Source organism: Candidatus Poriferisodalis sp. (assembly GCF_965208925.1).
GTDB lineage: Bacteria > Actinomycetota > Acidimicrobiia > Acidimicrobiales > Poriferisodalaceae > Poriferisodalis.
On record NZ_OZ242364.1, the window covers coordinates 2426098 to 2449827 of the forward strand.

Below are 23730 nucleotides of genomic sequence, written 5' to 3' on the forward strand. Positions count from 1 at the left end.
ACCGCCGATTTCCATAATCGGCAGTCTGATTGCCGAAGTCCATCTTCGGCTTACCACAGCCGGCTCGTCCTCTGTTCTGCTGCCAGGGAGCGCTGCGTCGCGCCTTGATGCCGCGGCTCTCTGATAACTGCATAGCGATGCACGAGCATCAAAATCCTCTGCGACTGTCACACTTGAGACCGTGGCGGAGGAGATTTGATTCTTCGAGACTGAGTATCGATATACCAAGCTACGAAGAGCCAATGGTGAATGCCTTGGCGCCGAACACCGATGAAGGACGTGATAGGCTGCGATAAGCCACGGGGAGCCGCCGAATAGGCTTTGATCCGTGGATATCCGAATGGGGAAACCCGGCACCTTTTATCGGGTGTCACTCCTGCCTGAATCTATAGGGCAGGTAGAGGGAACGAGGGGAATTGAAACATCTCAGTACCCTGAGGAAAAGAAAGCAACAGCGATTCCCGGAGTAGCGGCGAGCGAAATGGGAAGAGCCTAAACCGAATCCGGTGGTAAAGCCTGGTGGCGTTGCCGGATCGGTGTTGTGGGACATCCCCGACCGAGCACCAGATCGGTCAAGGAGTTACAAAGCAGGCAGATAGCGGAACCGTACAGGAAAGGCGGGCCGCAGAGGGTGACAGCCCCGTACGCGAAATCTGCTTGCCTCCTGGGATTGCTCCCGAGTAGCGCCGGTTCCGTGAAGGCCGGCGTGAATCTGCGAGGACCACCTCGTAAGGCTAAATATGTGTCGGCGACCGATAGCGAACTAGTACCGTGAGGGAAAGGTGAAAAGTACCCCGGGAGGGGAGTGAAATAGTACCTGCAACCATTGGTTTACAAGCAGTTGGAGCGCTACTGGGCACTTGTGCCCAAGCGCGACAGCGTGCCTTTTGAAGAATGAGCCAGCGAGTTACGGTGTGTGGCAAGGTTAACCAGTGATGGGAAGCCGGAGCGAAAGCGAGTCCGAACAGGGCGCACAGTCGCATGCTGTAGACCCGAAGCCGTGTGATCTATCCATGGGCAGGGTGAAGCGGAGGTAAGACTCCGTGGAGGCCCGAACCGACCTAGGTTGAAAACTGGGCGGATGACCTGTGGATAGGGGTGAAAGGCCAATCAAACACGGTGATATCTGGTTCTCCCCGAAATGCATTTTGGTGCAGCGTCGCACGTTCAGCCATGGAGGTAGAGCACTGATTGGGCTAGGGGGCCCACAAGCTTACCGACCCCAGTCAAACTCCGAATGCCATGGCTCCAGAGTGCGGCAGTGAGTCCACGGGGGATGAGCTTCGTTGGACGAGAGGGAAACAGCCCAGAGCGCCGGCTAAGGCCCCTAAGTGTGTATTAAGTGGCAAACGATGTGGGATTGCCCAGACAGCCAGGAGGTTGGCTTAGAAGCAGCCACCCTTGAAAGAGTGCGTAACAGCTCACTGGTCGAGTGGTCCTGCGCGGATAATGTAACGGGGCTAAATACACCGCCGAAGCCGCGCCTTTGAATTCGCTTTCGAGCGAATTCGAGGGGTAGGGGAGCGTCGTGCCTGCAGCGAAGCCGGAGCGTGAGCGCCGGTGGAGCGGGTCCGAGTGAGAATGCTGGCATGAGTAGCGAGAGAGGGGTGCGAATCCCCTCCGCCGTAAGCCCAAGGGTTCCTGGGGAAGGCTGGTCCTCCCAGGGTTAGTCGGGAGCTAAGGCGAGGCCGAGAGGCGTAGTCGATGCACAACCGGTTGATATTCCGGTACCACCGCGTGCGCGCCCAGTCCAAAATGCGGTTGCTAAGGGGCTGTCCTCCCTTCGGGGAACGACGAACCGACCCACCGCACCGAGGACAGCAATGAGGGGACGCAGGAGGATAGGTGAACCCAGGCGATGGTAGACCTGGGGTAAGCGAGTAGGACGGGGACTAGGTAAGTCCGGGCCCCATGAAGTCCGAGACGCGATGCCGAGCCGCTACAGGCGAAGTCATTGATTCCATGCTGCCTAGAAAAGCCTCTAGCGAGTTCACGTGGTGCCCGTACCTAAACCAACACAGGTAGGCAGGTAGAGCATACTCAGGCGAACGGGAGAACTGTGGTTAAGGAACTCGGCAAATTGCATCCGTAACTTCGGGAGAAGGATGACCCTGTGATGGTGACGGCACTAGCTGCCCGAGCCGGAAAGGGTGGCACAAAATAGGGGAAAGCGACTGTTTACTAAAAACACAGCAGCGTGCGAAGTCGTAAGACCATGTATACGCTGTGACGCCTGCCCGGTGCCGGAAGGTTACGGGGAACGGTTAGCTCTTCGGAGCGAAGCTGTGAACCTAAGCCCCGGTAAACGGCGGCCGTAACTATAACGGTCCTAAGGTAGCGAAATTCCTTGTCGGGTAAGTTCCGACCTGCACGAATGGCGTAACGACTTTCCCACTGTCTCAACCACAGACCCGGCGAAATTGAAGTACGAGTAAAGATGCTCGTTGGCTACAGAAGGACGGAAAGACCCCGTGGACCTTTACTATAACTTGGTATTGGGTTGTGGCACGTGTTGTGTAGGATAGGTCGGAGACTAGGAAGCGTGTGCGCCAGCATGCGTGGAGTCACCCTTGAAATACGACCCTGCTCATGTCGGAACTCTAACCTAGGACCCTGATCGGGTTCGGGAACAGTGCCAGGCGGGTAGTTTGACTGGGGCGGTCGCCTCCCAAATGGTAACGGAGGCGCCCAAAGGTTCCCTCAGACTGGTTGGCAATCAGTCGTCGAGTGCAATGGCACAAGGGAGCTTGACTGTGAGACATACAGGTCGAGCAGGTGCGAAAGCAGGGCATAGTGATCCAGCGATTGCGTGTGGAAGCGTCGTTGCTCAACGGATAAAAGGTACCCCGGGGATAACAGGCTCATCTTCCCCAAGAGTCCATATCGACGGGAAGGTTTGGCACCTCGATGTCGGCTCATCGCATCCTGGGGCTGAAGCAGGTCCCAAGGGTTGGGCTGTTCGCCCATTAAAGCGGTACGCGAGCTGGGTTTAGAACGTCGTGAGACAGTTCGGTCCCTATCCTCTGTAGCCGTAGGAGATTTGAGGAAAGCTGTCCGTAGTACGAGAGGACCCGGATGGACGCAGCTCTCGTGTGCCAGTTGTTCCGCCAGGAGCACGGCTGGTTGGCGACCTGCGGAAGGGATAAGCGCTGAAAGCATCTAAGCGCGAAGCCTGTTCCAAGATGAGATCTCCCACTGGTACAACCAGGTAAGGCCCGTGGCAGATAACCACGTTGATAGGCCGGATGTGTAAGCGCAGCAATGCGTTCAGCAGACCGGTACTAATCGGCCGAGGGCTTGGTATCGGTACTCAGCCTCGAGGAAGCGCACGGCACGACCGAGCGCTGTGCGTGCATCGCTGTGCAGTCTTCACCGGTCTGCGCTCGGCCTGTCACCATTCGACTGGTCGAATGCGCACAGATCTCCGGTGGTTATGGCGGCAGGGCCACACCCGTTCCCATTCCGAACACGGAAGTTAAGCCTGCCAGCGCCGATGGTACTTGGGGGCAATTCCCCTGGGAGAGTAGGTCGCTGCCGGAACCCTGAACCCCCGTCGTGTCTACGGCGGGGGTTCTTCGCGTGCGAGGCCAAGCCCCGGGTCGGGCAACCCTGCACTGCAAGAAGGCGTGCCGACGACCGCGCAAGGGTGGCATGACACGGCATTAGCCTCGAGGAGTGACGCAGAACCGGCGCCCGTCTCGCAAGGGCCCGCCTCGCAAGGGCCCATCTCGCAAAGGTCCGGCGCGGCGCAGCTCTGGCCCTCCTCGCCGGAGCGACAAGCCGGTTGACGAGGTTGCCGAGCAGGCGGCTCGCCGGACCGACTGGGGCGGCGTCGCCCGCAAGGGCGCCTCGGTACTCCGGCCGATCCCCGGCGCTGATCGGGGCGATGCCTACGCGGCGAAGGCACCGGAACGCCGCAGTCCGCGACCGGAACTGCCACAGGGGCCTCAACGTACGGAGCGTGCGCGCACCGAGGCGCAGCGCCGCCGGCGGCCGGCCGTGCGGCTGGACGTTCCCCAATTGGATCCGACCGGCCTGCGCGGCATGCCGGCTGAGGAGCAGCAGCGGCTGGCACGGCGCCTGCGTGACGCGGGAGAGGACTTTCTGGCCGAACGATTCGGTGACGCGCACGTCATCCTGCGGCCGCTCGCATCCCGCTATGCAGCCGTCGCCGAGGTGCAGGAACTCTTCGGTCTGACGCTGTACCGGCTTGGCCGCTGGACCGCGGCATCACACCGGCTCGAGCAATACGAGGCGATGACCGGTGCCATCGACCAGCTGCCGGTGCTGGCGGACTGCTACCGAGCACTGGGACGTCTGAACGACGTGCAAGACGTGTGGGACCGGTTGAGACATGCCGATCCTGACGCCCAGACGATCACCGAGGGGCGCATCGTGGCTGCGGGGGCGCTGGCCGATGAGGGTCGCCCACGCGACGCAATCCGTTTGCTTGAGGCAGGCCCGCTGCGACCCAAACGCCCCAAGGACCATCACCTCAGGCTGTGGTACGCGCTCGCGGATCTGTACGACCGTGTCGGTGACCTGCAGCGCGCCCGCCGCGGATTCGCTCGGATTGCCGACGTCGAACCCGAGTTCGTAGATGCAGCTGACCGGCTGGCCGCGCTTGAAACCGGAGACACACCGCAGTAGGGGACACCGCCGTAGCGGACAGCCGCCGCGAGGCCCGGCGGAGATCAGCTCGAAGGGTCAGCCCTTCGGCGCGAGTGCGCGGATAGAGTGATCCCGTCATTCGGCACGCGCCGCCCCCAGTACCAGCCCTCAGTACCGGCGCCGCCAGATAACGCGAGGCAAGCGGTACATCGTGACTACCGACATCGAGCGCCTGCTGGGCGAGCAGGCCTCCTATTTGCTGGATCACAAGTGCGAAGGCATCGGGCGAGACCTGCTCACCCTGCCCGGGCCCGACTTCGTGACCGATGTCGTCGCCGGCACCGACCGCTCGCCGCAGGTCATGCGGAGCCTCCAGTCGCTGTTCGACCACGGTCGGCTCGGCGGCACGGGTTACGTTTCCATCCTGCCGGTGGACCAGGGCATCGAGCACTCGGGTGCCGCCTCGTTCGCGCCGAACCCGATGTACTTCGATCCGGCCTCCATCGTGGAGCTGGCGGTCGAAGGGGGCTGCAATGCTGTGGCCACAACGTTCGGCGTGCTCGGAGCGGTGTCTCGCCGCTACGCCCACCGCATCCCGTTCATCGTCAAGATCAACCACAACGAGCTGCTGACCTACCCGGCCTCATACGACCAGATCATGTTCGGCTCGGTCACCCAGGCACACGAACTCGGCGCAGCGGGCGTCGGCGCGACCATCTACTTCGGCTCGGCTGAGAGCGGCCGCCAGATCACCGAGGTGGCCGCTGCGTTCTCCGAGGCCCATCGTCTCGGCATGTTCACCGTGCTGTGGTGCTACCTGCGCAACTCGGCGATCAACGTCGATGGGGTCGACCACCACGTTTCGGCCGATGCCACCGCACAGGCCAACCACATCGGCGTGACCATCGAGGCCGACATCATCAAGCAGAAGCTGCCTGAGAACAACGGGGCTTTTGTCTCGGTGCCGGGCTTCGGCAAGACCCACGCGGCGGTGTACGACCGTCTGACGACCGATCACCCGGTGGACCTGTGCCGCTGGCAGGTGGCGAATTGCTACATGGGACGTGTGGGGCTCATCAACTCCGGCGGCGCCAGTTCGGGGGCCACCGACCTGTCCGAGGCCGTCACCACGGCCGTGGTCAACAAGCGAGCCGGCGGCATCGGGCTGATCTCGGGACGCAAGGCGTTCCAGAGACCCATGGCCGAGGGCGTCGAGTTGCTCGGCGCGATCCAGGACGTCTACTTGGACCAGGCGGTGACTATCGCGTGAGGTCTGGGGCGCCTGAGGTCTGGGGCGCCTGAGGCGTGATCCGACCCGGCTGCGTGCACGCGGCCGCGGCTAGCGTGGTCGCTTGAAGCGGCCGCAATTTCCCGGCTCCGAGACTGCGAGCCGATTCCCCACACAAGCCCTTCGACCAGGAGACACTGTGACCGACACCGCATCGCGCGAACTGCCGCTGCAGGAGATCGACGAGGTCATCATCCGCTTCGCCGGGGACTCCGGCGATGGCATGCAGCTCACCGGTGACCAATTCACGAGCATCTCGGCGGCGCTCGGAAACGATCTGTCCACGCTGCCGGAGTTCCCCGCGGAGATACGCGCCCCGCAAGGCACGCTTGCCGGTGTCTCGGCGTTCCAAGTGCGCATCTCCGACTTCGACATCACCACGCCGGGCGATGCCCCTACGGTGCTGGTGGCGATGAACCCCGCGGCGCTCAAGGCGCAGCTGCACAACCTTGCGCAGGGCGGCGCGCTCATCTTGAACACCGATGCCTTCAACGACCGCAACCTGGAGAAGGCTGGTTACTCGAGCAATCCGCTCGATGACGGCACGCTGGACGACTACCGCTCGTACCCGGTGCCGATGAGCCAGATCACCCGGGACGCCGTGGCCGAGCACGGTGTCAAGCCACGGGACGCGGAACGCTCCAAGAACTTCTTCGCGCTCGGCCTGATCTCCTGGATGTACACCCGCCCGGTCGAGCCGACGCTCGAGTTCATCAACACCAAGTTCCGGGGCCGTGAACAGGTCATCAATGCCAATACAGCGGCGTTCAAGGCCGGCTACAACTTCGGCGAGACGGCCGAGATCTTCGAGGCCCACTACGAGGTGAAGCCAGCCCCGCTGGCACCCGGCGAATACACCAACGTGAACGGGAACACGGCGCTGGCATGGGGCTGTGTCGTGGCGGGCCAGCTGGCACGCCTGCCGGTGTTTCTCGGCTCGTACCCCATCACGCCGGCTTCGGACATCCTGCACGAGATGTCGCTGAAGAAGAACTTCGGCGTGCGAACGTTCCAAGCCGAAGACGAGATCGCCGCGGCAGCGTCGGCTGTGGGGGCGGCCTTCGGCGGGGCGCTGGCGTTCACGTCCACATCGGGGCCCGGCCTGGCGCTGAAGGGCGAGACGCTCAGCCTCGCAGTGAGCCTCGAGCTCCCGATGGTGGTGCTCGACATCCAGCGCGGCGGCCCGTCGACGGGCTTGCCCACCAAGCCCGAGCAGGCCGACCTGATGATGGCCATGTACGGGCGGCATTCCGAGTCGCCGCTGCCGGTGGTGGCCCCGCGCAGTCCTGCCGACTGCTTTGACATCGCGATCGAGGCATCTCGCATTGCACTGAAATATCGGACGCCCGTCATCGTGCTGTCCGACGGGTACCTGGCGAACAGTTCCGAGCCGTGGCTGCTGCCCGAGGTCGATGACCTGCCGGACATCGGCGTCGATTTCGCGACGGAGTTCAACGGCACCAATGAGGACGGCGACGGCATCTTCCTGCCGTATCTGCGGGATCCCGACACGCTGGCTCGCCCGTGGGCCATTCCCGGCACGCCTGGCCTGATGCACCGCGTCGGTGGCATCGAGAAGGAGGACGGCACCGGCAACATCTCCTACGAGCCCGAGAACCACCAGCTGATGGTCGATCTGCGGCAGGCAAAGATCGACGGCGTCGATGTCCCCGATGTCGAAATCGCCGGCGATGCAGACGCCGATCTCGTGGTGCTGGGCTGGGGCTCCACGTGGGGCGCCATCGACGCGGCTGCAGGACGGCTGCGCGAGGCCGGTTTCGAGGTGGCGCATGTGCACCTGCGGCACCTCAATCCGCTGCCCGCGAATCTCGGCGACGTACTGCGTCGCTACCGGGCGGTGGTGTGTCCCGAGATGAACAAGGGGCAGCTGTGCGATTTGGTGCGGGCGAAGTATCTGATCGATGTCGAGCACATCGGCAAGATCGACGGTGTGCCGTTCACCACCGGCGAAGTGACCTCAGCAGTTCGCAAGCGCCTGGAGGAACTGGCAGCCAGCTAGGCGCCGGCGAGACATGATCAACGAGTGCAAGACCAGCGAGTACAGACAGAGGCCGACAGCACGATGACCGACACATCGATCACGCCGACCACACAGCCCGGAGACTGGGCCTCCGACCAGGAGGTCCGCTGGTGCCCGGGCTGCGGCGACTACTCCATCCTCACGGCGATGCGGATGCTGATGCCGAGTCTCGGCACCGAACCGCACAACACGGTGTTCGTGTCAGGCATCGGCTGCGCTGCCCGGTTCCCCTACTACATGAACTCCTACGGCGTGCACGGCATCCATGGCCGAGCACCCGCCATCGCCACTGGCTTGGCGATGGCCCGGCCGGATCTCGATGTCTGGGTAATCGGCGGCGACGGTGACATGCTGTCGATCGGCGGCAATCACCTGATCCACGCATTGCGCCGCAACGTCAAGATCAAGGTACTGCTGTTCAACAACCAGATCTACGGCTTGACCAAGGGCCAGTTCAGCCCTACGAGCGAGATCGGCAAGGTCACGAAGAGCTCGCCGATGGGTTCGCTCGACGCGCCGTTCAACCCGCTCGCCGTGGCGCTCGGCGCCGAGGCGTCGTTCGTGGCACGAACACACGACATGGACCGCCAGCACATGATGGACACCTTCCGGCGGGCGCACGAGCACGACGGCGCCGCGTTTGTGGAGGTGTTCCAGAACTGCAACGTCTTCAATGACGGCGCCTTCGAAGGGGTCACCAAGAAACAGAACCGCGATGCCAACCTCATCCCGCTGGCGCACGGCGAGCCCATTCGCTTCGGAGCTGACGGCGAGTTCGGGGTCATCGACGAGTCAGGCTGCGCCCGGGTTGTCCACACAGCCGATGTGAGCAACGACGAATTGCTCACTCACGACGAGACGAAGCATGATCCCTCGACCGCGTTCATGCTGGCGCGTCTCGCGCGCGGACCGTTTGAGCCCACACCGATCGGGGTGTTCCGCGCCGTGCGGCGCAGTGAGTACGCCATGGCCTCCACTCGGCAGCTGGCGGCGGCTCAACAGAAGCAGGGTGCCGCTGACATCGCGCAGTTGCTGCGCTCACGCGGCACCTGGTACGTCTGAGAACACTACTTTCGTCGCGTAAACCACTGCGGTGCGCCGTGGGCGCGCTGGTACTTTCGGCTGCATGAACGCCGCCCGGCGACGCTTGGACAACGAGCTCGTGCGCCGTTGCCTGGTCTCGTCTCGGGCTGCGGCGCAAGCACTCATCTCGGACGGCCGGGTTCTTGTGGGTGGATCGGTCGCGCAGAAGCCGTCTCGTATGGTGTCGGCTTCTGAGCCGGTCCAGCTCAGCGGCGAGCCGGCTCGGTTCGTGTCACGCGGCGGAGAGAAGCTGGATGCTGCGCTGGACGAGTTCGGGGTCGCCGTGGCGGGGCGGCGCGCCGTCGATGCCGGCGCCTCGACGGGCGGTTTCACCGATTGTCTGCTGCAGCGGGGGGCTGCGGAAGTCGTTGCGATCGATGTCGGCTGGGGACAGCTCGATGCTCGCCTGCGGGCCGACGCCCGCGTGACCGTACGGGAACGGTGCAACGTGCGACACATTGGACCTTCCGACATCGGCGGCCCGGCGGACATCACCACCGCCGATCTGTCGTTCATCTCGCTGCGCACCGTGATGGCGAACCTCGCAGCGTGCACGGCGCGACGCGGGGAAGCGGTGCTGCTTGCCAAGCCGCAGTTCGAAGCCGGTCGGCGCGAGGCCTCGCGCGGCAAGGGAGTAGTGCGCGACCCGGACGTGTGGCGGCGGGTGCTCGGCGACGTGGCATCGAGCGCATCCCGCCATGGTCTCTCGCCCACTGGTATCGCCGCGTCGCCGTTGCGAGGGGCCGCAGGCAATGTCGAGTTCTTCTTGCACTGCCGTCGTGCTGCCGATCACGAATGCCAACCGCACGTAGGTGCGAGGTCGGGGTCGTTTGATCTCGACAGCGCAATAGACATGGCAATCGAGAATGCACTCGGCGCTTCTTCTGAGGGGGCATCGGCATGAGTGACGTGCTGATCATCGCCCATGCCGAGCGCGCAGAGGCGCTGACGGCCTCGAAACAGCTGGTCGCGTGGCTTGAGGGTGAGGGTCACGGCGCGGAAATGGGCGGTGTGGAGGCCACGGCAATCGGCCGCCCTGAGCTCGGTGTCGACGAACCGATCCGAACCGTCCCGGATCTCGCCGTGAGCATCGGCGGCGACGGCACCATGCTGCGCTCTTTCGACCTGGTCGCAGCAGCGGGCGTGCCGGTACTCGGCGTCAATGTCGGCCATCTCGGCTACCTGACCGAATTCGAGCCGGCGCACCTCACCGACATGGTCGCCGCCGCACTCAGGGGTTCCTTGGACGTCTCGGAACGGATGATGGTCAGCGCACGAGTACGCCCTGGTGCAGGCAATGATCGCGATGACAGCGATGAGGAGGTGGCGTGGACCGGGCTGAACGAGGTTGTGCTCGAGAAACGCGATCCGGGGCACACGGTCAGGCTGGAAGTGTGGCTTGACGGAGACGTATTCGCGACCTACGCCGCAGACGGCCTCATAGTCTCGACGCCGACGGGTTCCACGGCGTACAGCCTCTCGGCAGGGGGTGCGGTGGTAGCGCCCACGCACTCGTCGTTGCAGGTCACTCCTGTCGCGCCGCACATGCTCTTCGACCGTTCGTTGCTGCTGCCGCCGGACACCGAGATCGGCATCCGGGTGGTCAGCGAACGGCCGGCGCTCGCCGCTGTGGACGGGCGCTCAGCGAGCTTGCTGGCGACCGGCGACGAACTCGTTGTGACGCGCGCTCCGTACGACGCACGGTTCGTCACCGCCGGCGGCGACAGCTTTCATCGCGTGCTGAAGCACAAGTTCGGCCTCAAGGACCGCTGATGCTCGTCGAGCTGGCGGTGCACGATCTTGGCGTCATCTCACATGCCAACTTGGTGCTCGGCGCAGGCATGACGGCGCTGACTGGCGAGACGGGCGCCGGCAAGACGCTGGTGGTGCAAGCGGTGCAGCTGCTGATGGGCGGGCGTGCAGACCCCGCGATGGTGCGCACTGGCGCAGTCGAAGCAGTTGTCGAGGGCAGGTTCGTGAACGCCGGTGGGACGGAGCGCGTGCTGCGCCGTGTGATCCCAGCAGGCGGTCGCAGCCGCGCTTACGTGGACGGCGGCATGGCCTCGGCGGCAGAGCTTGCAGAGCTCGGGTCCGGGCTTGTCGACCTGCACGGGCAGCACCAGCACCAATCGCTGTTGCGCGCCCGGACCCAGCGTGAGGCACTCGATCGCTGGGGCGACATCGATGTGCGCCCGCTGGCGGCGGCGCGTGACGAACTGAGAGCGCTCACGCAAAACCTGGCCGCGCTCGGCGGTGACGCGCGAGCAAGGGCGCAAGAGATCGATCTCTTGCGCTATCAGGTGGACGAGATCGCATCGGCGCAGCTGGACGACCCTGACGAATTGAGCTGGATCGCCGAGCGTGAGGACCTGCTCGCCGATGCAGCAGCGGTCCTCGCTGACGGTCACGCAGCCCGCCAAGCACTTGCAGGAGACGAGGGCGCAATCGACAGGCTGGGCGCTGCGGTGGCCTTGCTGGCCGCCCGGAAGGCGTTCGCGCCGGTGAGCGACCGTTTGGGTGCTGTGGCCGCAGAATTGGATGACACCGTCGCGGAGCTGAGAGGTGTGCTCGACACGATCGAGGACGACCCGCAAGCGCTGGCCGATGTCCGTGCCAGGCACCAGCGTCTGCGCGAGCTGACGCGCAAGTACGGCGACACGCTCGCCGATGTGAGCGCGTTCGGCGCCCAAGCAGCAGAGCGTCTGTCGCAGCTCGAACGTCACACCGAGCTGGCTGCCGAGCTGGAGGCCGGCATCGAAGCGGCGCAGCGCCATGTCGAAGCCGAGGCTCACATTGTGGCTACGGCCCGCCGAGCAACTGCACCCGGCCTCGCCGCTGCGGTGAGCGAGCACCTGGCTTCGCTGGCGTTGGCCGACGGCACGCTCGACGTCAGCGTCACCGGCGAGGCGCCGAGCGACAGCGTCGAACTGCTTTTCAGCGCCAACCGAGGTGCAGGGCCCGGCCCGCTGTCGAAGGTGGCATCGGGCGGCGAGCTGGCGCGCGTCATGCTGGCGTTGCGGCTCGTGCTGACCGCCGGTCCGCCCACCCTGGTGTTCGACGAGGTCGACGCCGGCATCGGCGGCGAGACTGCAGTTGCGGTCGGTCAGGCGCTGGCTTCGCTGGCCGGCCAGCACCAGGTGCTGGTGGTCACGCATCTCCCGCAGGTCGCAGCGTTCGCACACCACCAAGTGGCCGTTCGAAAGACCGACGACGGCAACGCAGTGGAGTCAGACCTCGTGGCCGTCACGGGACCGGATCGCGTCAGCGAGCTGGCGCGGATGCTCGCAGGCCAGCCGGCTTGGGCGAGCGGCCGCCAGCACGCGACCGAATTGCTGGAGGTGGCCGCCGCAGCGCGGGGCGGCGCCCGGGAGTGAGCATGTTCCGCTCGCGTTCGCTGTCGAGACGCCAGCGCTCGCGCCGCACCCACGGCGGCAACCACGCGGAGATCGCGGGACGTTGCCGCGTAGACCGACGCACCAAGAACCTGCTGCGCCGCTTGGAACGCGGCGAGATTGCGGTCATCCACCACGCAGATCTGGATCGGGTCGCTGCTGACGGACTTCTGGCCGCAGGCGCGATAGCCGTGATCAACGCAGAGCCGACGATGACCGGCCGGTACCCGGCACTGGGCGGCCTCACGCTCGCGCAGGCCGGAGTGCCGGTGCTGGAGGACATCGGCGAGGGCGTGTTCGCGTCGCTCCGAGACGGCGAGGAGCTGGCCATCTCAGGCGATGAGGTGCTGCGCGGCGACCAGGTGATCGGGACCGGGTACCGCCGCGATGCCGAGCATTTTGAACGCGTGCTGGAATCGGCGCGTGTGGCGGTGCGCGGCGAACTGGGGAGCTTTGCCCGGAACACGCTCGAATACCTGGAGAGGGAACCGCAGGTCCTCACCGATGAGCTGGAGATCCCGCCGCTGCGGCACCAGTTGCGACGCCGTCACGTGCTGGTGGTGGTGCGCGGCATCGACTACCGCGAAGATCTGGCGGCACTGCGCCGATCGGGCTACATGTCGGACATGCGGCCCGTCATCATCGGTGTGGACGGGGGTGCCGATGCGCTGCTCGAGGCCGGTCTCGTGCCCCACATCATCATCGGCGACTTCGACTCGGTATCGCCGCGGGCACTCGAGTGCGGGGCGCAGCTCATCGTGCACGGCTATCCCGAAGGCGGAGCGCCCGGTGCGGTCCGCCTCGACGACGCAGGCTTGAGCTACGACGTCATCGCCGCGCCCGGAACCAGCGAGGATCTCGCCTTGCGGCTGGCATTCGAGCAGCGAGCCGAGCAGATCGTCGAGGTCGGATCGCACACGTCCATGGTCGACTTCTTCGACAAGGGCCGCCGCGGCATGGCATCCACCTTCCTGACCCGGATGCAGGTGTCGCCGGCGCTGGTCGACGCGAAAGGCGTGAGCCGTCTCTACCGAACCCAGGTGCGCAAGCGCGACATGGCAATGCTGATCATCTCGGCGCTCGTCACCATCGGCGTCATCGCCGCGGTGACGGAGCCGGGCAGGCTCCTGCTGCGCACCCTGTGGATCAACATGGGCCTGTAGATCGGTCGGCCGAATGATCAACCTCCGCTACCACATCGTGTCGATCGCGGCAGTCTTCCTGGCCTTGGCGATCGGCCTGGCGCTGGGCTCGACATTTGTGGACTCGGTGCTGGTGAGCAACCTGGAGTCACGCGTGGACCAGTTGCAGGCCGACACCGAATCGGCGATCGAACGACAAGCGGAAGCTGAGGCGGAGCTCGGCGAGGCTGAGGCCGCACGCGACGCAGCGCTTGCGAGCGTTGAAGCGGCGCGGTCCGTACGGTTCGAAGTCGAGGATCTCGTACGGCCGTACCTTCCCCAAGGTCGACTGAGCGGCACGACGACGCTCATCGTGGCACCGGAATCCACGGACCGGGCCGCCGTGGCGGCGATCCGCGCACGCCTCGATGCGACGGACGCGCGCCATGGCGGGGTGCTGTGGCTCAGCGATGATCTCCGCCTGCACGATCCCGGAGTGCGCCAGAGCATCGCCGAGGCATTCTCGCTGGCCGGTGACAGCCGCAACGCGGTGCGCAGAGCGCTTCGCTTCCTGCTGCCTCAGGCGCTGTTCAGGCCGACAGAGGCCGGTTCCAGCCAGATGCTCGCCGATGATGTCAACGCAATCACCGACTTCGGGGCGCTTGACGGCTTCGCTCGCGGCTTCTCGGCGGTCCCGCCGACTCGTACGGCGCTCACCCTGCTCCGTGATCTGGAGTTGGTCACCCATGACGGCACTGGCGCCGTCGCGCTGCACCTGCTTGGCGGCGAGCCACTGCGAATTGTGGTGGTCACCGATGCGGCGGCGGCCGGGCTGAACCAGGACTTTATTTTCGATCTGTTGAGGGCGGTCGTTGACGACGGCCACGCGGGCACCGGCGTCATCGTCGAAGTACCCGCGCCCGGGGCAGCGGGAGTCGGCTATGGCGCAGTGCTGAAGCGAGTCCGGTCCGACCCTGTGCTCGCGGGATCGTTCGCGAGTGTCGATGATGTCGAGACCTTCTCTGGCGACTTGGCGCTGCTGGTTGCGCTGGAGCGGCTGCCTGCCGTCAGTCACTTCTCGAGAGCTGATCTCAACCACGGTCTGGGCCCGTCATGACCCATGCCGTGGCGATTGTGCCCGCCTTCGAACGGGCGGACACGGTGGGTGCCACGGTGACGGCGCTGCGGACGGTGTCCGATGTGCTCGACGTCATCGTGGTCGACGATGGGTCCCGGGACCGAACTGCGGCTGCGGCTGCCGCCGCAGGAGCGCGCGTCATCGAGCTCGCACGCAATCGCGGCAAAGCAGCGGCGGTCGCCGCGGGCATCGCGGCGTCCGGCGCCCCCGACGTGTACCTCCTCATCGATGCCGATCTGGGCGACTCCGCCGCGTTGGCTGCTGACCTGCTGCAGCCGGTTGCGCTGGGCGAAGCCGACATGACGATCGCCGTCTTCGATGCTGCTGAGAGCCAAAGCGGGTTCGGTCTCGTCAAGGCGTTCGCGGCACGCGTCCTGCGTTCTGAGACGGGACTCGAACTGGCCGAACCCCTTTCGGGTCAGCGCGCCGTGCGGGGTCCGCTGATGCGATCGCTGCATCTGGCGCCCGGGTTCGGTCTCGAGATCGGTCTGACGCTTGATGCAGCCGACCGCGGAGCCCGTATCAGCGAGGTCGAGATCGGCTTCAGCCATCGGCAGACCGGGCGTGACCTCAGCGGCTTCGCGCATCGGGCGCGCATCGGGCGCCACGTCTACCGCGCGGTGGCGGCTCGCACCGGCTGGCCGAAGGCGGTCTCCTCGCTGGTCGCCTCACTGCTGAGCCGCACCATCTCCGCAGCACGCCGTGTGCCGTTGCGTGCCCGGGGGCAGCGGATCGGGAGCACGGCACGCCAGTCATGGCAGCGAGCATGGCAGTTCCGACTGCCGCGCTCGCTTCGGGACCTGCGGTCGTGGCGTCCATTGCGGCGCCGGCGCACACGAGGGCCATGACGCTGGTGCCGTCGCTGGCCCTGATCATCAATACGACGCACACGGGGGCGTTGCTGGGCGCGGCATTCGCGGGATCACTGCTCGTTGCAGCGCTGTTCTGGCGCTGGTTCGGCGCGAGCATGAGCCGAGATCGCTGGATCCGGCCCAACTACCGGGGGCAGCCGATCGTCGCCGTCTCGGGTCTGGTCGTACTGGTCGTCAGCTTGATCGCAATTGCGACCACAGCAGTCGTCATCGTCTCATTGCCCGAGGGCGAGTGGCACTGGGCTGTGCACGCACCAGATCAATCTGTGCTGCTGGCCCGCTCGCCTGATTCGGCCACGATCGCCGGCGGAATTGCTGCGCTGGTGCTGCTCGGGGGATTCGGCTGGCTCGGTTATCGCGACGACGCCCGCGGGTCCACAGACGGCCAAGCGGCCGCGAGCGGCTTCGCCGGACACCTTCGTCAGAGCTTGCGCCAGCGAGCCTTCACAACCGGGCTGCAGAAGGCGCTTGGCGGTTTCTTCGTTGCGGCCGTGGCTGTGCAGATCGCCCTGTGGGGCGACCCGGGGGAGGCGCGTTACCTCGCCGGCGCGAATCCTGGAGATTGGTTCGATCCGGTGCCGCACGCCGTCGGCTTGGGCACCGATCCCGACGCCACATGGAGCCTGATGGCGCTGATGCGCGGGGTGTTGATCGTGGCCTTGTCGGCGAACCTGCTGAACCTGCTGGACCGAGCGCCCGGACGCGCCGCCAAAGCCTCACTCGGATGGTGGCTGATTGCTTTGGTGCCGGCGGCGCTCGTGGCGCCAGGCTCAGCGGGACGCTTCGGTCTGGGGTTCGAGGTCACCGAATGGGCTGTGTGGGCTGGGGCTGCCGTCGGCGCATCAGTCGGACTGCTGCGAAGCGAGCTCGCTGAGCAGCACATGCAGGGTGACACCGGCGTCAATCCAGTAGGCGCCGTCTTGGGCATAGCGACGGTCGTCGCGTATCCGGCAACTGTTGAGTGGGTCGTGCTGGCGGTGTTGTCGGCTGTGAACCTGGCCAGCGAGCGCTGGTCGTTCAGCCGGCTCATCGATGCAGTACCGCCGCTCCGCTGGCTGGACCGGCTCGGCTCGCCCCATCGCCACTAAGTAGGTGCGCCCGCTGGGGAGGCGGCTATGCCCGCTGCATGGCAGCGGCGCATTGGCGATGCTCGGCGAGGCGCTCGTCGAGGCCGGGGTGAACGATCTGGCCGTCGCGCACAACCGGCCGACCGGCCACGATCGTGTCCCGTGCGGACAGTGGGCCGCAGCGCAGCCATGCCTCGATGGGATCAGAGAGGGCGCCTGCGAATGCCGGCCCGTCAAGCTGCCATACCACGAGATCGCCGCACGCGCCGGGCGACAGCTCGCCGATCTCGCCGACTCGGCCCAGGCACCCTGCGCTGCCACGGGTTGCAACTTCGAGGACTTCGCGAGCGGCGAAGTACACGGTGCTGTCCTGTCCGGGGCTGTCGTGTCCGGTGTGTTCGGCGCAGCCGTCATTGCCATCGGCGGGCCTGCCGCTGTCCAACCCCTTCTCGGCGCTCAATTGCCGTTGGCCGTCGCGCAGCCGCCCCACCAGCAGTGCATTGCGCGCCTCGGTCCACATCGACGCCGAATCGGTGCTGGACGAGCCGTCCACGCCGAGTCCCACCGGCACGCCCGCAGCTCGCAGCTCGCGTACAGGCGCCAGCCCGACGCCGAGCAGCAGGTTCGAGCTCGGGCAGTGCGCCACACCGGTGCCCCACGCTCCCAAGCGGGCGATCTCGGCTGCGTTGGGCTGCACGCCGTGCGCGATCCACGAACGATTCGAGCCCCAACCGCAGTGCTCGAAGTAGTCCACCGGGCGCATCCCGAACATCTCGATGCAGAAGCCGTCCTCGCCGGGGTCCTCGCACAGGTGGGTGTGCAGCCGCACGTCAAGCCGCTCGGCCAGCTCGGCGGTGGCCGTCATCAGGTCGGTCGACACCGAGAACGGCGAGCAGGGGGCCAGCGCAATGCGCACCATCGCATCGGGCGCGCGGTCGTGGTGGGCAACGACCAGCCGTTCCGATTCGGCCAGGATCTCGTCGGGAGACTGGCAGACCTGGTCGGGGGGCAACCCGCCGTCGGACTGGCCAAGCGACATCGAGCCTCGGGTCGGGTGAAAGCGCATGCCCAATTCGACGGCGGCGGCGATCTCCGCGGCAATCAAGTCGCCCGCGTCCCGCGGATGCACGTAGAGATGATCGGTGCTGGTGGTGCAGCCGCCCAGCGCCAGCTCTGCAAGGCCGACCCAGGCGGACAGGTACGCGCCCTGCTCATCGAGCCGAGCCCACAGGGGGTACAGCGTGGTGAGCCAGTCGAACAGGCCGCCTCGAAGTGCCGGCGCGTATGACCGGGTGAGGTTTTGATACATGTGGTGATGGGTGTTGACGAGTCCCGGCGTCACCAGGCAGCCGCTTGCGTCAACGCGATCCTTCGTAGCCGGCAGCGGAGCGGTGGCATCGCCGACGGCGCTGACGAGCCCGTCGGTGATGGCAACCCACCCGCCGACGATCTCGCGGCGCTGATCGTCGCAGGTCGCCAGCAGGTCAGCGCTGTGCACAACCAGGTCCGCCGGCGCAGGATCGGGCCCGGTGTGCTGTGTGCGGTCACCGGTGTCGCTCATGGCCTCTCCCTGTCATCAGCCAGCCCTGCAGTGGCTAGCCGTGTATCAGCCAACGGGGCCCGGTGCGACGGTAGCTTGATGACACATGCGAGAGAGTCCACCCATACAGCCGCGTGGCTAAGCACATTTTCGTCACCGGTGGAGTTGCCAGCTCCCTCGGCAAGGGACTCACAGCGGCGTCGCTCGGGCGACTGCTGGCGGCTCGCGGACTGCGGGTCACCATGCAGAAGCTGGACCCGTACATCAACGTCGACCCCGGCACCCTCAACCCGTACGAGCACGGTGAGGTGTTCGTCACCGACGACGGCGGCGAGACCGACCTCGATCTCGGCCACTACGAGCGGTTCATCGACGTCTCGCTGACCCGTGACTCGAATGCGACGACCGGCTCGATCTACCAGAAGGTGCTCGCCGACGAGCGACGGGGGGAATACCTGGGCCGCACCGTGCAGGTCATCCCGCACATCACCGACGAGATCAAGGAGCGCATCCGCAAGCTGGCCGACGGCGACGTGGACGTGGTCATCACCGAGGTGGGCGGCACGGTCGGCGACATCGAGATCCTGCCATTCCTCGAGGCAATCCGGCAGATGCGACTTGAGGTCGGCCGGCAGAACGTGTGCTACGTCCATGTCACGCTGGTGCCGTTCATCGGCCCATCAGGCGAGCAGAAAACCAAGCCCACGCAGCACTCGGTGACCGAGCTGCGCAGCCGCGGCGTGCAGCCCGACGCCATCGTGCTGCGCAGCGAGGGTCCCATCGAGGACGGCCTGCGCAACAAGATCTCCAACCTCAGCGACGTCGAGCTGGCCGGCGTGGTGAACGCCCCCGACTCGTCGGTCCTCTATGAGATCCCGATGGTGCTGCGGTCAGAAGGTCTCGACAGCTTCCTGTGCGGGATCCTCGGCTTCGAAGACGTCGAGCCCGACCTCGCCGACTGGGAGGCGATGCTTGCACGCATCAAGGCGCCGCAGGCGACGGTGCGCGTGGGCATCATCGGCAAGTACGTGGCGCTTCCCGATGCCTACCTGTCTGTCGTGGAGGCGCTCCGCCACGCGGCCTCCTACCACGGCGTCGCCCTCGACATCGAGTGGATCCATTCCGAGGAAATCGAGGGGTTGCTCGCTGCGGGGCGGCTGCGCCACCTCGACGGGATGGTGATCCCGGGAGGGTTCGGCTCGCGGGGCATCGAGGGCAAGATCGCCGCAGCTGCGTACTCGCGCGAACACGACATACCGTGCTTGGGCCTGTGCTTGGGGCTGCAGGTCATGGTCATCGAGTTCTGCCGCAACGAGCTGGGCCTGCTGGGCGCCAACTCCACCGAGTTCGACCCCAACACGCTGCACCCGGTGATCGATCTCATGCATGCACAGCGCGGCATCGAGGACAAGGGCGGCACCATGCGGCTCGGCGCATACGTGGCCAGGCTGGCGCCGCGCAGCCGCGTGGCGGCGATGTACGGCGACACGCTGGTCAACGAGCGGCACCGGCATCGCTACGAGGTGAACAGCGCCTACCGGCAGCGGATGGAGGAGGGGGGCCTGCAGTGCAGCGGGCTGTCGCCCGATGGGCGGCTGGCGGAGTTCATCGAGCTGGACGGTCATGCGTTCTGGGTGGGCACCCAGGCCCACCCCGAGTTCAAGAGCCGCCCGAATCGCCCGGCCCCGCTGTTCTGCGGACTGGTAGGCGCTGCGCTGGCGCGGGCCGAGGGACGCAATCCTCAACTGCTGCCGGCATCCACTGGAAGCGGGCCGTTGGGCACTGAACCCCTGGCCTGACGGTGCCCGCTGCGCTGGCGGTCGAGGCCGAGGACTACTTGGGCTGGTTGTCGAACGAGCGAGGCCGAGCGCCGCGCACCGTGGCGTCGTACCGGGCCGATCTCGGCGGTTTTGCGGCATGGCTCGAGGCACGAGGCACTGATCTGCTCGGTGCCAGCTCCGCTGACATAGCGGCATACCTGACGCACCTGCGTGACGATCTCGGGCGGGCAGCTTCCACTGCGGCTCGTGCCGCGGTCAGCCTGCGCGGCCTCTACCGGTTCCTGGTGGCCGAGGATCTGGCAGCGACCGATCCCGCCGGCTCGCTCGATATGCCCCGTGCGCCTGCCGGGTTGCCGCGTGCATTGCGGCGCGATCAGGTCGAGCAGCTTCTGGCATCCCCCGTGGGAGACGGCCCGCTGGTGCGGCGAGACCGGGCCATGCTCGAAGTGCTCTACGGCATGGGTCTGCGGGCAAGCGAGCTGGTGGCGCTCTCGCTGGGCGATGTCGACCTCGGCGAGCGGCTCATGCGCGTGTGGGGCAAGGGCGGCAAGGAGCGCGTCGTGCCCGTGGGGCGTCACGCTGCAGATGCAGTGGGCGAATGGCTGAGCGGCGCCGGACGCGAAGCGCTGGAACCTGCTGCGTGGCGGTCAAGAGACGACGCCGCAGCGTTGTTCCTGAATTCCCGAGGTCGCCGCATCACCCGTCAGGGCGTCTGGCTGATCGTGCGCCGCCACGGCGACCGTGTCGGCCTCGGATCCGACCAGCTCACTACCCATGTCCTGCGCCATTCGTGCGCAACGCACATGCTCGACGGCGGCGCCGACATCCGCAGCGTGCAGGAGCTGCTCGGCCACGCGTCGATCTCGAGCACCCAGCGCTACACCGCGGTGTCACAGGAACGGCTGACCGAGGTCTACCGCCAAGCCCACCCCCGCGCCCGCTACTAGCCGTCGAGGCGGCTATTTGGGCAGAAAGCCCATCGCTTCTTTGGCGCGGGCCAAGGTGCCGCACGCCACGGCCTCGGCCTTGTCGGCGCCGGCGGCGATGATGCGGGCGAGCTCGGCGGGGTCGGCATCGAGTTCGGCCTTCTTCGCTGCTATGGGCTCGAGCATGGCGACGATCGCATCGGCGGTGTCGGACTTGAGGGCGCCGTACTGGCTGTAGCCCGCTGCGGAGTCGGCAGGGCTGCGACCCGTGGCAGCACCCAGGATCGACAGCAAGTTCGAGACGCCCGGCTTCGCTTCGGGGTCGTAGCGCACCTCGGACTCCGAGTCGGTCACGGCACGGGCGAACTTGCGCGCGATGTCGGCAGGGTCGTCGAAGATGCCGACGGAGCCTTGGGGGCTCTCGGCTGACTTGGACATCTTGCCGGTCGGATTCTGAAGGTCCATGACGCGGGCGCCGACTGTGGGAATCGCAGCCTCAGGGATCACGAACGTGTCGCCATAGCGGCTGTTGAACCGCTGCGCCACATCACGCGTCAGCTCGAGGTGCTGGCGCTGATCATCGCCGACGGGGACGCGATCGGCGTCGTAGATCAAGATGTCCGCCGCCATCAGCGCGGGGTACGTGAACAGGCCGGCTGAGACATGGTCGCCGCCCCCCTCGTCCCCCTCCGACCGCGCGGACTTGTCCTTGAACTGGGTCATCCGGCGCAGCTCGCCGAGCGACACCGTGCATTCGAGCAGCCACGACAGCTCCGTGTGCTGGGGCACATGGCTCTGCACGAACAGAGTGCAGACATCGGGATCGAGGCCGACCGAGATGAGCGTGGCCATCGTGCCCAACGTGGCAGCGCGCAGCTGGTCCGGATTCTGCTGGACGGTGACGGCGTGCAGGTCGACGGCGCAGTAGAAGGCGTCGGCGTCGTGCTGGTCGATCGCCCACTGGCGCAGCGCCCCGAGATAGTTGCCGAGGTGAACATCGCCGGTGGGCTGGATGCCCGAGAGCACTCGTGTCATGGCGCCGGACGGTACCGGGTAGCGCCCGAAGAAACCCGCCAAATATCCCGGGCCCCGCAGACATGCCGCGGTACCTTCGGGCCGCGTGGCCCACGAGGTTCGCACAGAGGCCTTCGCCGGTCCGCTGGATGTGCTGGTGAAGCTGGTCGTGTCCCAGGAAGTGGACATCTGGGAGGTGTCGTTGACGCGCCTGGTCGACGACTTCGTCGCCGTCATGGCTGCAGTCGAGTTCCCCGCCGCCGCCGGTCCATCGAGCAGTGGCGCCGCAGATGCGCCTGCTGGTGACGGCCGGATCGACATGGATGCAGCCAGCGAGTTCGCCCTGCTGGCCGCGACGCTGATCGAGCTGAAGTCGCGCCGGCTGCTGCCCACCCCGCCGGTCGAATTGGACCTGGAGGACGAACTGGCCGCCTACGGCCTGCGCGATGCCGCATTGGCGCGGCTGGTCGAGGGCCGCACGTTCGGCGCAGCCGCACGACTGCTGCGTGAGCGCTGGGATGCCGCAGCATTGCAATGGCCCCGTACGGCGGGGCCCCCTGAACGCTTCCTGGTGTTCGCGCCGGATCTGCTGGCGGGCGCATCACGAGACGACCTCACCGCGGCGATGGAACGGGTGCTTGCGCCGCGGCCAGTGCCGCGCGTCGATGTCAGCCACCTGAGGGCGGCCGGCATCACGGTCGACGAGGCCGCGGCCAAGATCATCGAGCAGCTTGCTGACACGGGCACGGCCACCTTCCGTGAACTCACCTGCGACGTGACCGAGCGCATCGTGGTGGTCGTGTACTTCCTGGCCGTGCTGGAGCTGTTCGGATCGGGGCTCGTCGAGTTGACCCAAGCTGAGCGCTTTGGCGACATCGGCGTCGACTGGATCGGCGACGGCGCGGCAGTGCCGGCTGCGGCCGGCGGTTACGGGAAAGACGCCGCGTGAGCGCTGTCATATCGGCCGTCGGACGCTTGCGTCTCGAGATCGCGGCGGGCCGCTGCGGCGGAGTTGCTCTGTGAGCGAGCAGCGCCCGCCGGTCGAATCCGCGCGCGGCCTGCGGCTGATCAGCGATGAGGGACGCACGGTTGCCGATCCGCCTGTGCCGCCGGAGCAGTCTCCTGGCTCGCCTGCGTCGGGGACCCCGGCGCATCCGCCCTCCCATCCGTCGATGCGCTCCGGGCGCAACCAGACGGTCAATGGCTCGTCGATGTCGCAGAACGGCCACGCAGAGGGCACCACGGGCATCGAGACCGGCGACATGCGGCTCGGTGAGCAGCGGACTTTCGACGACGACGTGCTGTACGCGGCCATCGAGGCCGTGCTGATGGTCGCGACCGAGCCGGTGCCGGCCGAGGTGCTGGCTGCGGTCATCGGGGCGCCCGCGACGTCGGTCCAAGCGGTCTGCAACGAGTTGGCACGGGAGTACGCCCAGGCCGAGCGAGGCTTCACCCTGATGCAAGTGGCTGGTGGATACCAGTTGCAGACCGCCGCAGAAGTCGCGGAGTACGTGGAACGCTTCGTGGGAAGCCGCCGATCGGCGCGCCTGTCTGCAGCAGCGATGGAGACGCTGGCCGTGGTGGCCTACAAGCAGCCCATCTCACGAGCGCAGATCAGCGCAATCCGGGGCGTGAACGCCGACGGCGTCGTCCGCACGCTCGCAGATCAGGGCTACATCGCCGAGGTCGCGCGCGATCCGGGTCCCGGCAATGCGGCCCTGCTCGGGACGACGCCGACGTTCTTGGAGCGATTGAGCCTCGACAGCCTCGACGATCTGCCCTCGCTGGCGGAGCTGAGCGTGGACGCTGACGCCGTGGAGGCCATGGATCGCCTCGCAGCTTCCAAGCACGGCTAG

General features: G+C 66.3%; 17 protein-coding genes and 2 rRNA genes. 17 read left to right on the plus strand and 2 right to left on the minus strand.

What is annotated here, in order from left to right; genetic code table 11:
* Positions 1-222: 222 nt before the first annotated feature.
* The 13 genes from ACOGI5_RS10700 to ACOGI5_RS10760 all read left to right on the plus strand — a co-directional run bounded on the left by ACOGI5_RS10700 (position 223) and on the right by ACOGI5_RS10760 (position 16634).
* Positions 223-3305, plus strand: a 23S ribosomal RNA gene (locus tag ACOGI5_RS10700).
* Positions 3306-3423: 118 nt separating this feature from the next.
* Positions 3424-3540, plus strand: a 5S ribosomal RNA gene (gene rrf, locus ACOGI5_RS10705).
* Positions 3541-3675: 135 nt separating this feature from the next.
* Complete coding sequence (locus ACOGI5_RS10710) at positions 3676-4650, plus strand: tetratricopeptide repeat protein (protein ID WP_419864407.1); 975 nt, start codon at positions 3676-3678, stop codon at positions 4648-4650.
* A gap of 172 nt (positions 4651-4822) precedes the next feature.
* A complete protein-coding gene (locus ACOGI5_RS10715) occupies positions 4823-5881 on the plus strand; it encodes a class I fructose-bisphosphate aldolase (protein ID WP_419864408.1) in 1059 nt (352 codons plus the stop codon).
* Between the two features lie 157 nt (positions 5882-6038).
* Positions 6039-7919 carry a 2-oxoacid:acceptor oxidoreductase subunit alpha gene (locus tag ACOGI5_RS10720; protein WP_419864409.1) on the plus strand — a complete coding sequence of 627 codons (1881 nt, stop codon included), beginning with the start codon at positions 6039-6041 and terminating at the stop codon, positions 7917-7919.
* 63 nt (positions 7920-7982) lie between these two features.
* Positions 7983-9002, plus strand: coding sequence for a 2-oxoacid:ferredoxin oxidoreductase subunit beta (locus tag ACOGI5_RS10725; protein ID WP_419864410.1), 1020 nt, complete (start codon positions 7983-7985; stop codon positions 9000-9002).
* Positions 9003-9066: 64 nt separating this feature from the next.
* Positions 9067-9927: a TlyA family RNA methyltransferase gene (locus ACOGI5_RS10730; RefSeq protein WP_419864411.1), complete on the plus strand. Its 861-nt coding sequence runs from the start codon at positions 9067-9069 to the stop codon at positions 9925-9927.
* The gene (locus ACOGI5_RS10735) at positions 9924-10796 is read left to right on the plus strand and encodes an NAD(+)/NADH kinase (RefSeq protein WP_419864412.1); all 873 of its coding nucleotides are present in this window, start codon (positions 9924-9926) and stop codon (positions 10794-10796) included. Before ACOGI5_RS10730 ends, ACOGI5_RS10735 begins: the two co-directional genes overlap by 4 nt.
* Positions 10796-12397 (plus strand): DNA repair protein RecN, encoded by a 1602-nt coding sequence (gene recN, locus ACOGI5_RS10740; RefSeq protein ID WP_419864413.1) that lies wholly within the window; start codon positions 10796-10798, stop codon positions 12395-12397. Before ACOGI5_RS10735 ends, recN begins: the two co-directional genes overlap by 1 nt.
* A 2-nt stretch (positions 12398-12399) precedes the next feature.
* A complete protein-coding gene (steA, locus tag ACOGI5_RS10745; RefSeq protein ID WP_419864414.1) occupies positions 12400-13578 on the plus strand; it encodes a putative cytokinetic ring protein SteA in 1179 nt (392 codons plus the stop codon).
* A 13-nt stretch (positions 13579-13591) separates the two neighbouring features.
* Positions 13592-14653 (plus strand): copper transporter, encoded by a 1062-nt coding sequence (locus ACOGI5_RS10750; RefSeq protein WP_419864415.1) that lies wholly within the window; start codon positions 13592-13594, stop codon positions 14651-14653.
* Positions 14650-15522: a glycosyltransferase gene (locus ACOGI5_RS10755; protein ID WP_419864416.1), complete on the plus strand. Its 873-nt coding sequence runs from the start codon at positions 14650-14652 to the stop codon at positions 15520-15522. Before ACOGI5_RS10750 ends, ACOGI5_RS10755 begins: the two co-directional genes overlap by 4 nt.
* Complete coding sequence (locus ACOGI5_RS10760; protein WP_419864417.1) at positions 15441-16634, plus strand: hypothetical protein; 1194 nt, start codon at positions 15441-15443, stop codon at positions 16632-16634. The genes ACOGI5_RS10755 and ACOGI5_RS10760 overlap by 82 nt, the downstream gene beginning before the upstream one ends.
* A gap of 25 nt (positions 16635-16659) precedes the next feature.
* Here the strand turns inward: ACOGI5_RS10760 and ACOGI5_RS10765 are convergent, their stop codons facing one another.
* A complete protein-coding gene (locus ACOGI5_RS10765) occupies positions 16660-18174 on the minus strand; it encodes an amidohydrolase family protein (RefSeq protein ID WP_419864418.1) in 1515 nt (504 codons plus the stop codon).
* A 113-nt stretch (positions 18175-18287) separates the two neighbouring features.
* On the opposite strand from ACOGI5_RS10765, the gene ACOGI5_RS10770 reads away from it, so the two are divergent.
* Positions 18288-19952, plus strand: coding sequence for a CTP synthase (locus ACOGI5_RS10770; protein WP_419864419.1), 1665 nt, complete (start codon positions 18288-18290; stop codon positions 19950-19952).
* Positions 19953-19954: 2 nt separating this feature from the next.
* Positions 19955-20881 (plus strand): tyrosine recombinase, encoded by a 927-nt coding sequence (locus ACOGI5_RS10775; protein ID WP_419864420.1) that lies wholly within the window; start codon positions 19955-19957, stop codon positions 20879-20881.
* A 12-nt stretch (positions 20882-20893) separates the two neighbouring features.
* On the opposite strand, the gene trpS is transcribed toward ACOGI5_RS10775, so the two are convergent.
* Complete coding sequence (gene trpS, locus ACOGI5_RS10780) at positions 20894-21895, minus strand: tryptophan--tRNA ligase (protein WP_419864421.1); 1002 nt, start codon at positions 21893-21895, stop codon at positions 20894-20896.
* A gap of 85 nt (positions 21896-21980) precedes the next feature.
* Between trpS and ACOGI5_RS10785 the strand changes: the two genes are divergently transcribed.
* Positions 21981-22823, plus strand: a complete 843-nt coding sequence (locus ACOGI5_RS10785; RefSeq protein ID WP_419864422.1) for a segregation and condensation protein A — start codon at positions 21981-21983, stop codon at positions 22821-22823.
* Positions 22824-22893: 70 nt separating this feature from the next.
* Positions 22894-23730, plus strand: a complete 837-nt coding sequence (gene scpB, locus ACOGI5_RS10790; RefSeq protein WP_419864423.1) for an SMC-Scp complex subunit ScpB — start codon at positions 22894-22896, stop codon at positions 23728-23730.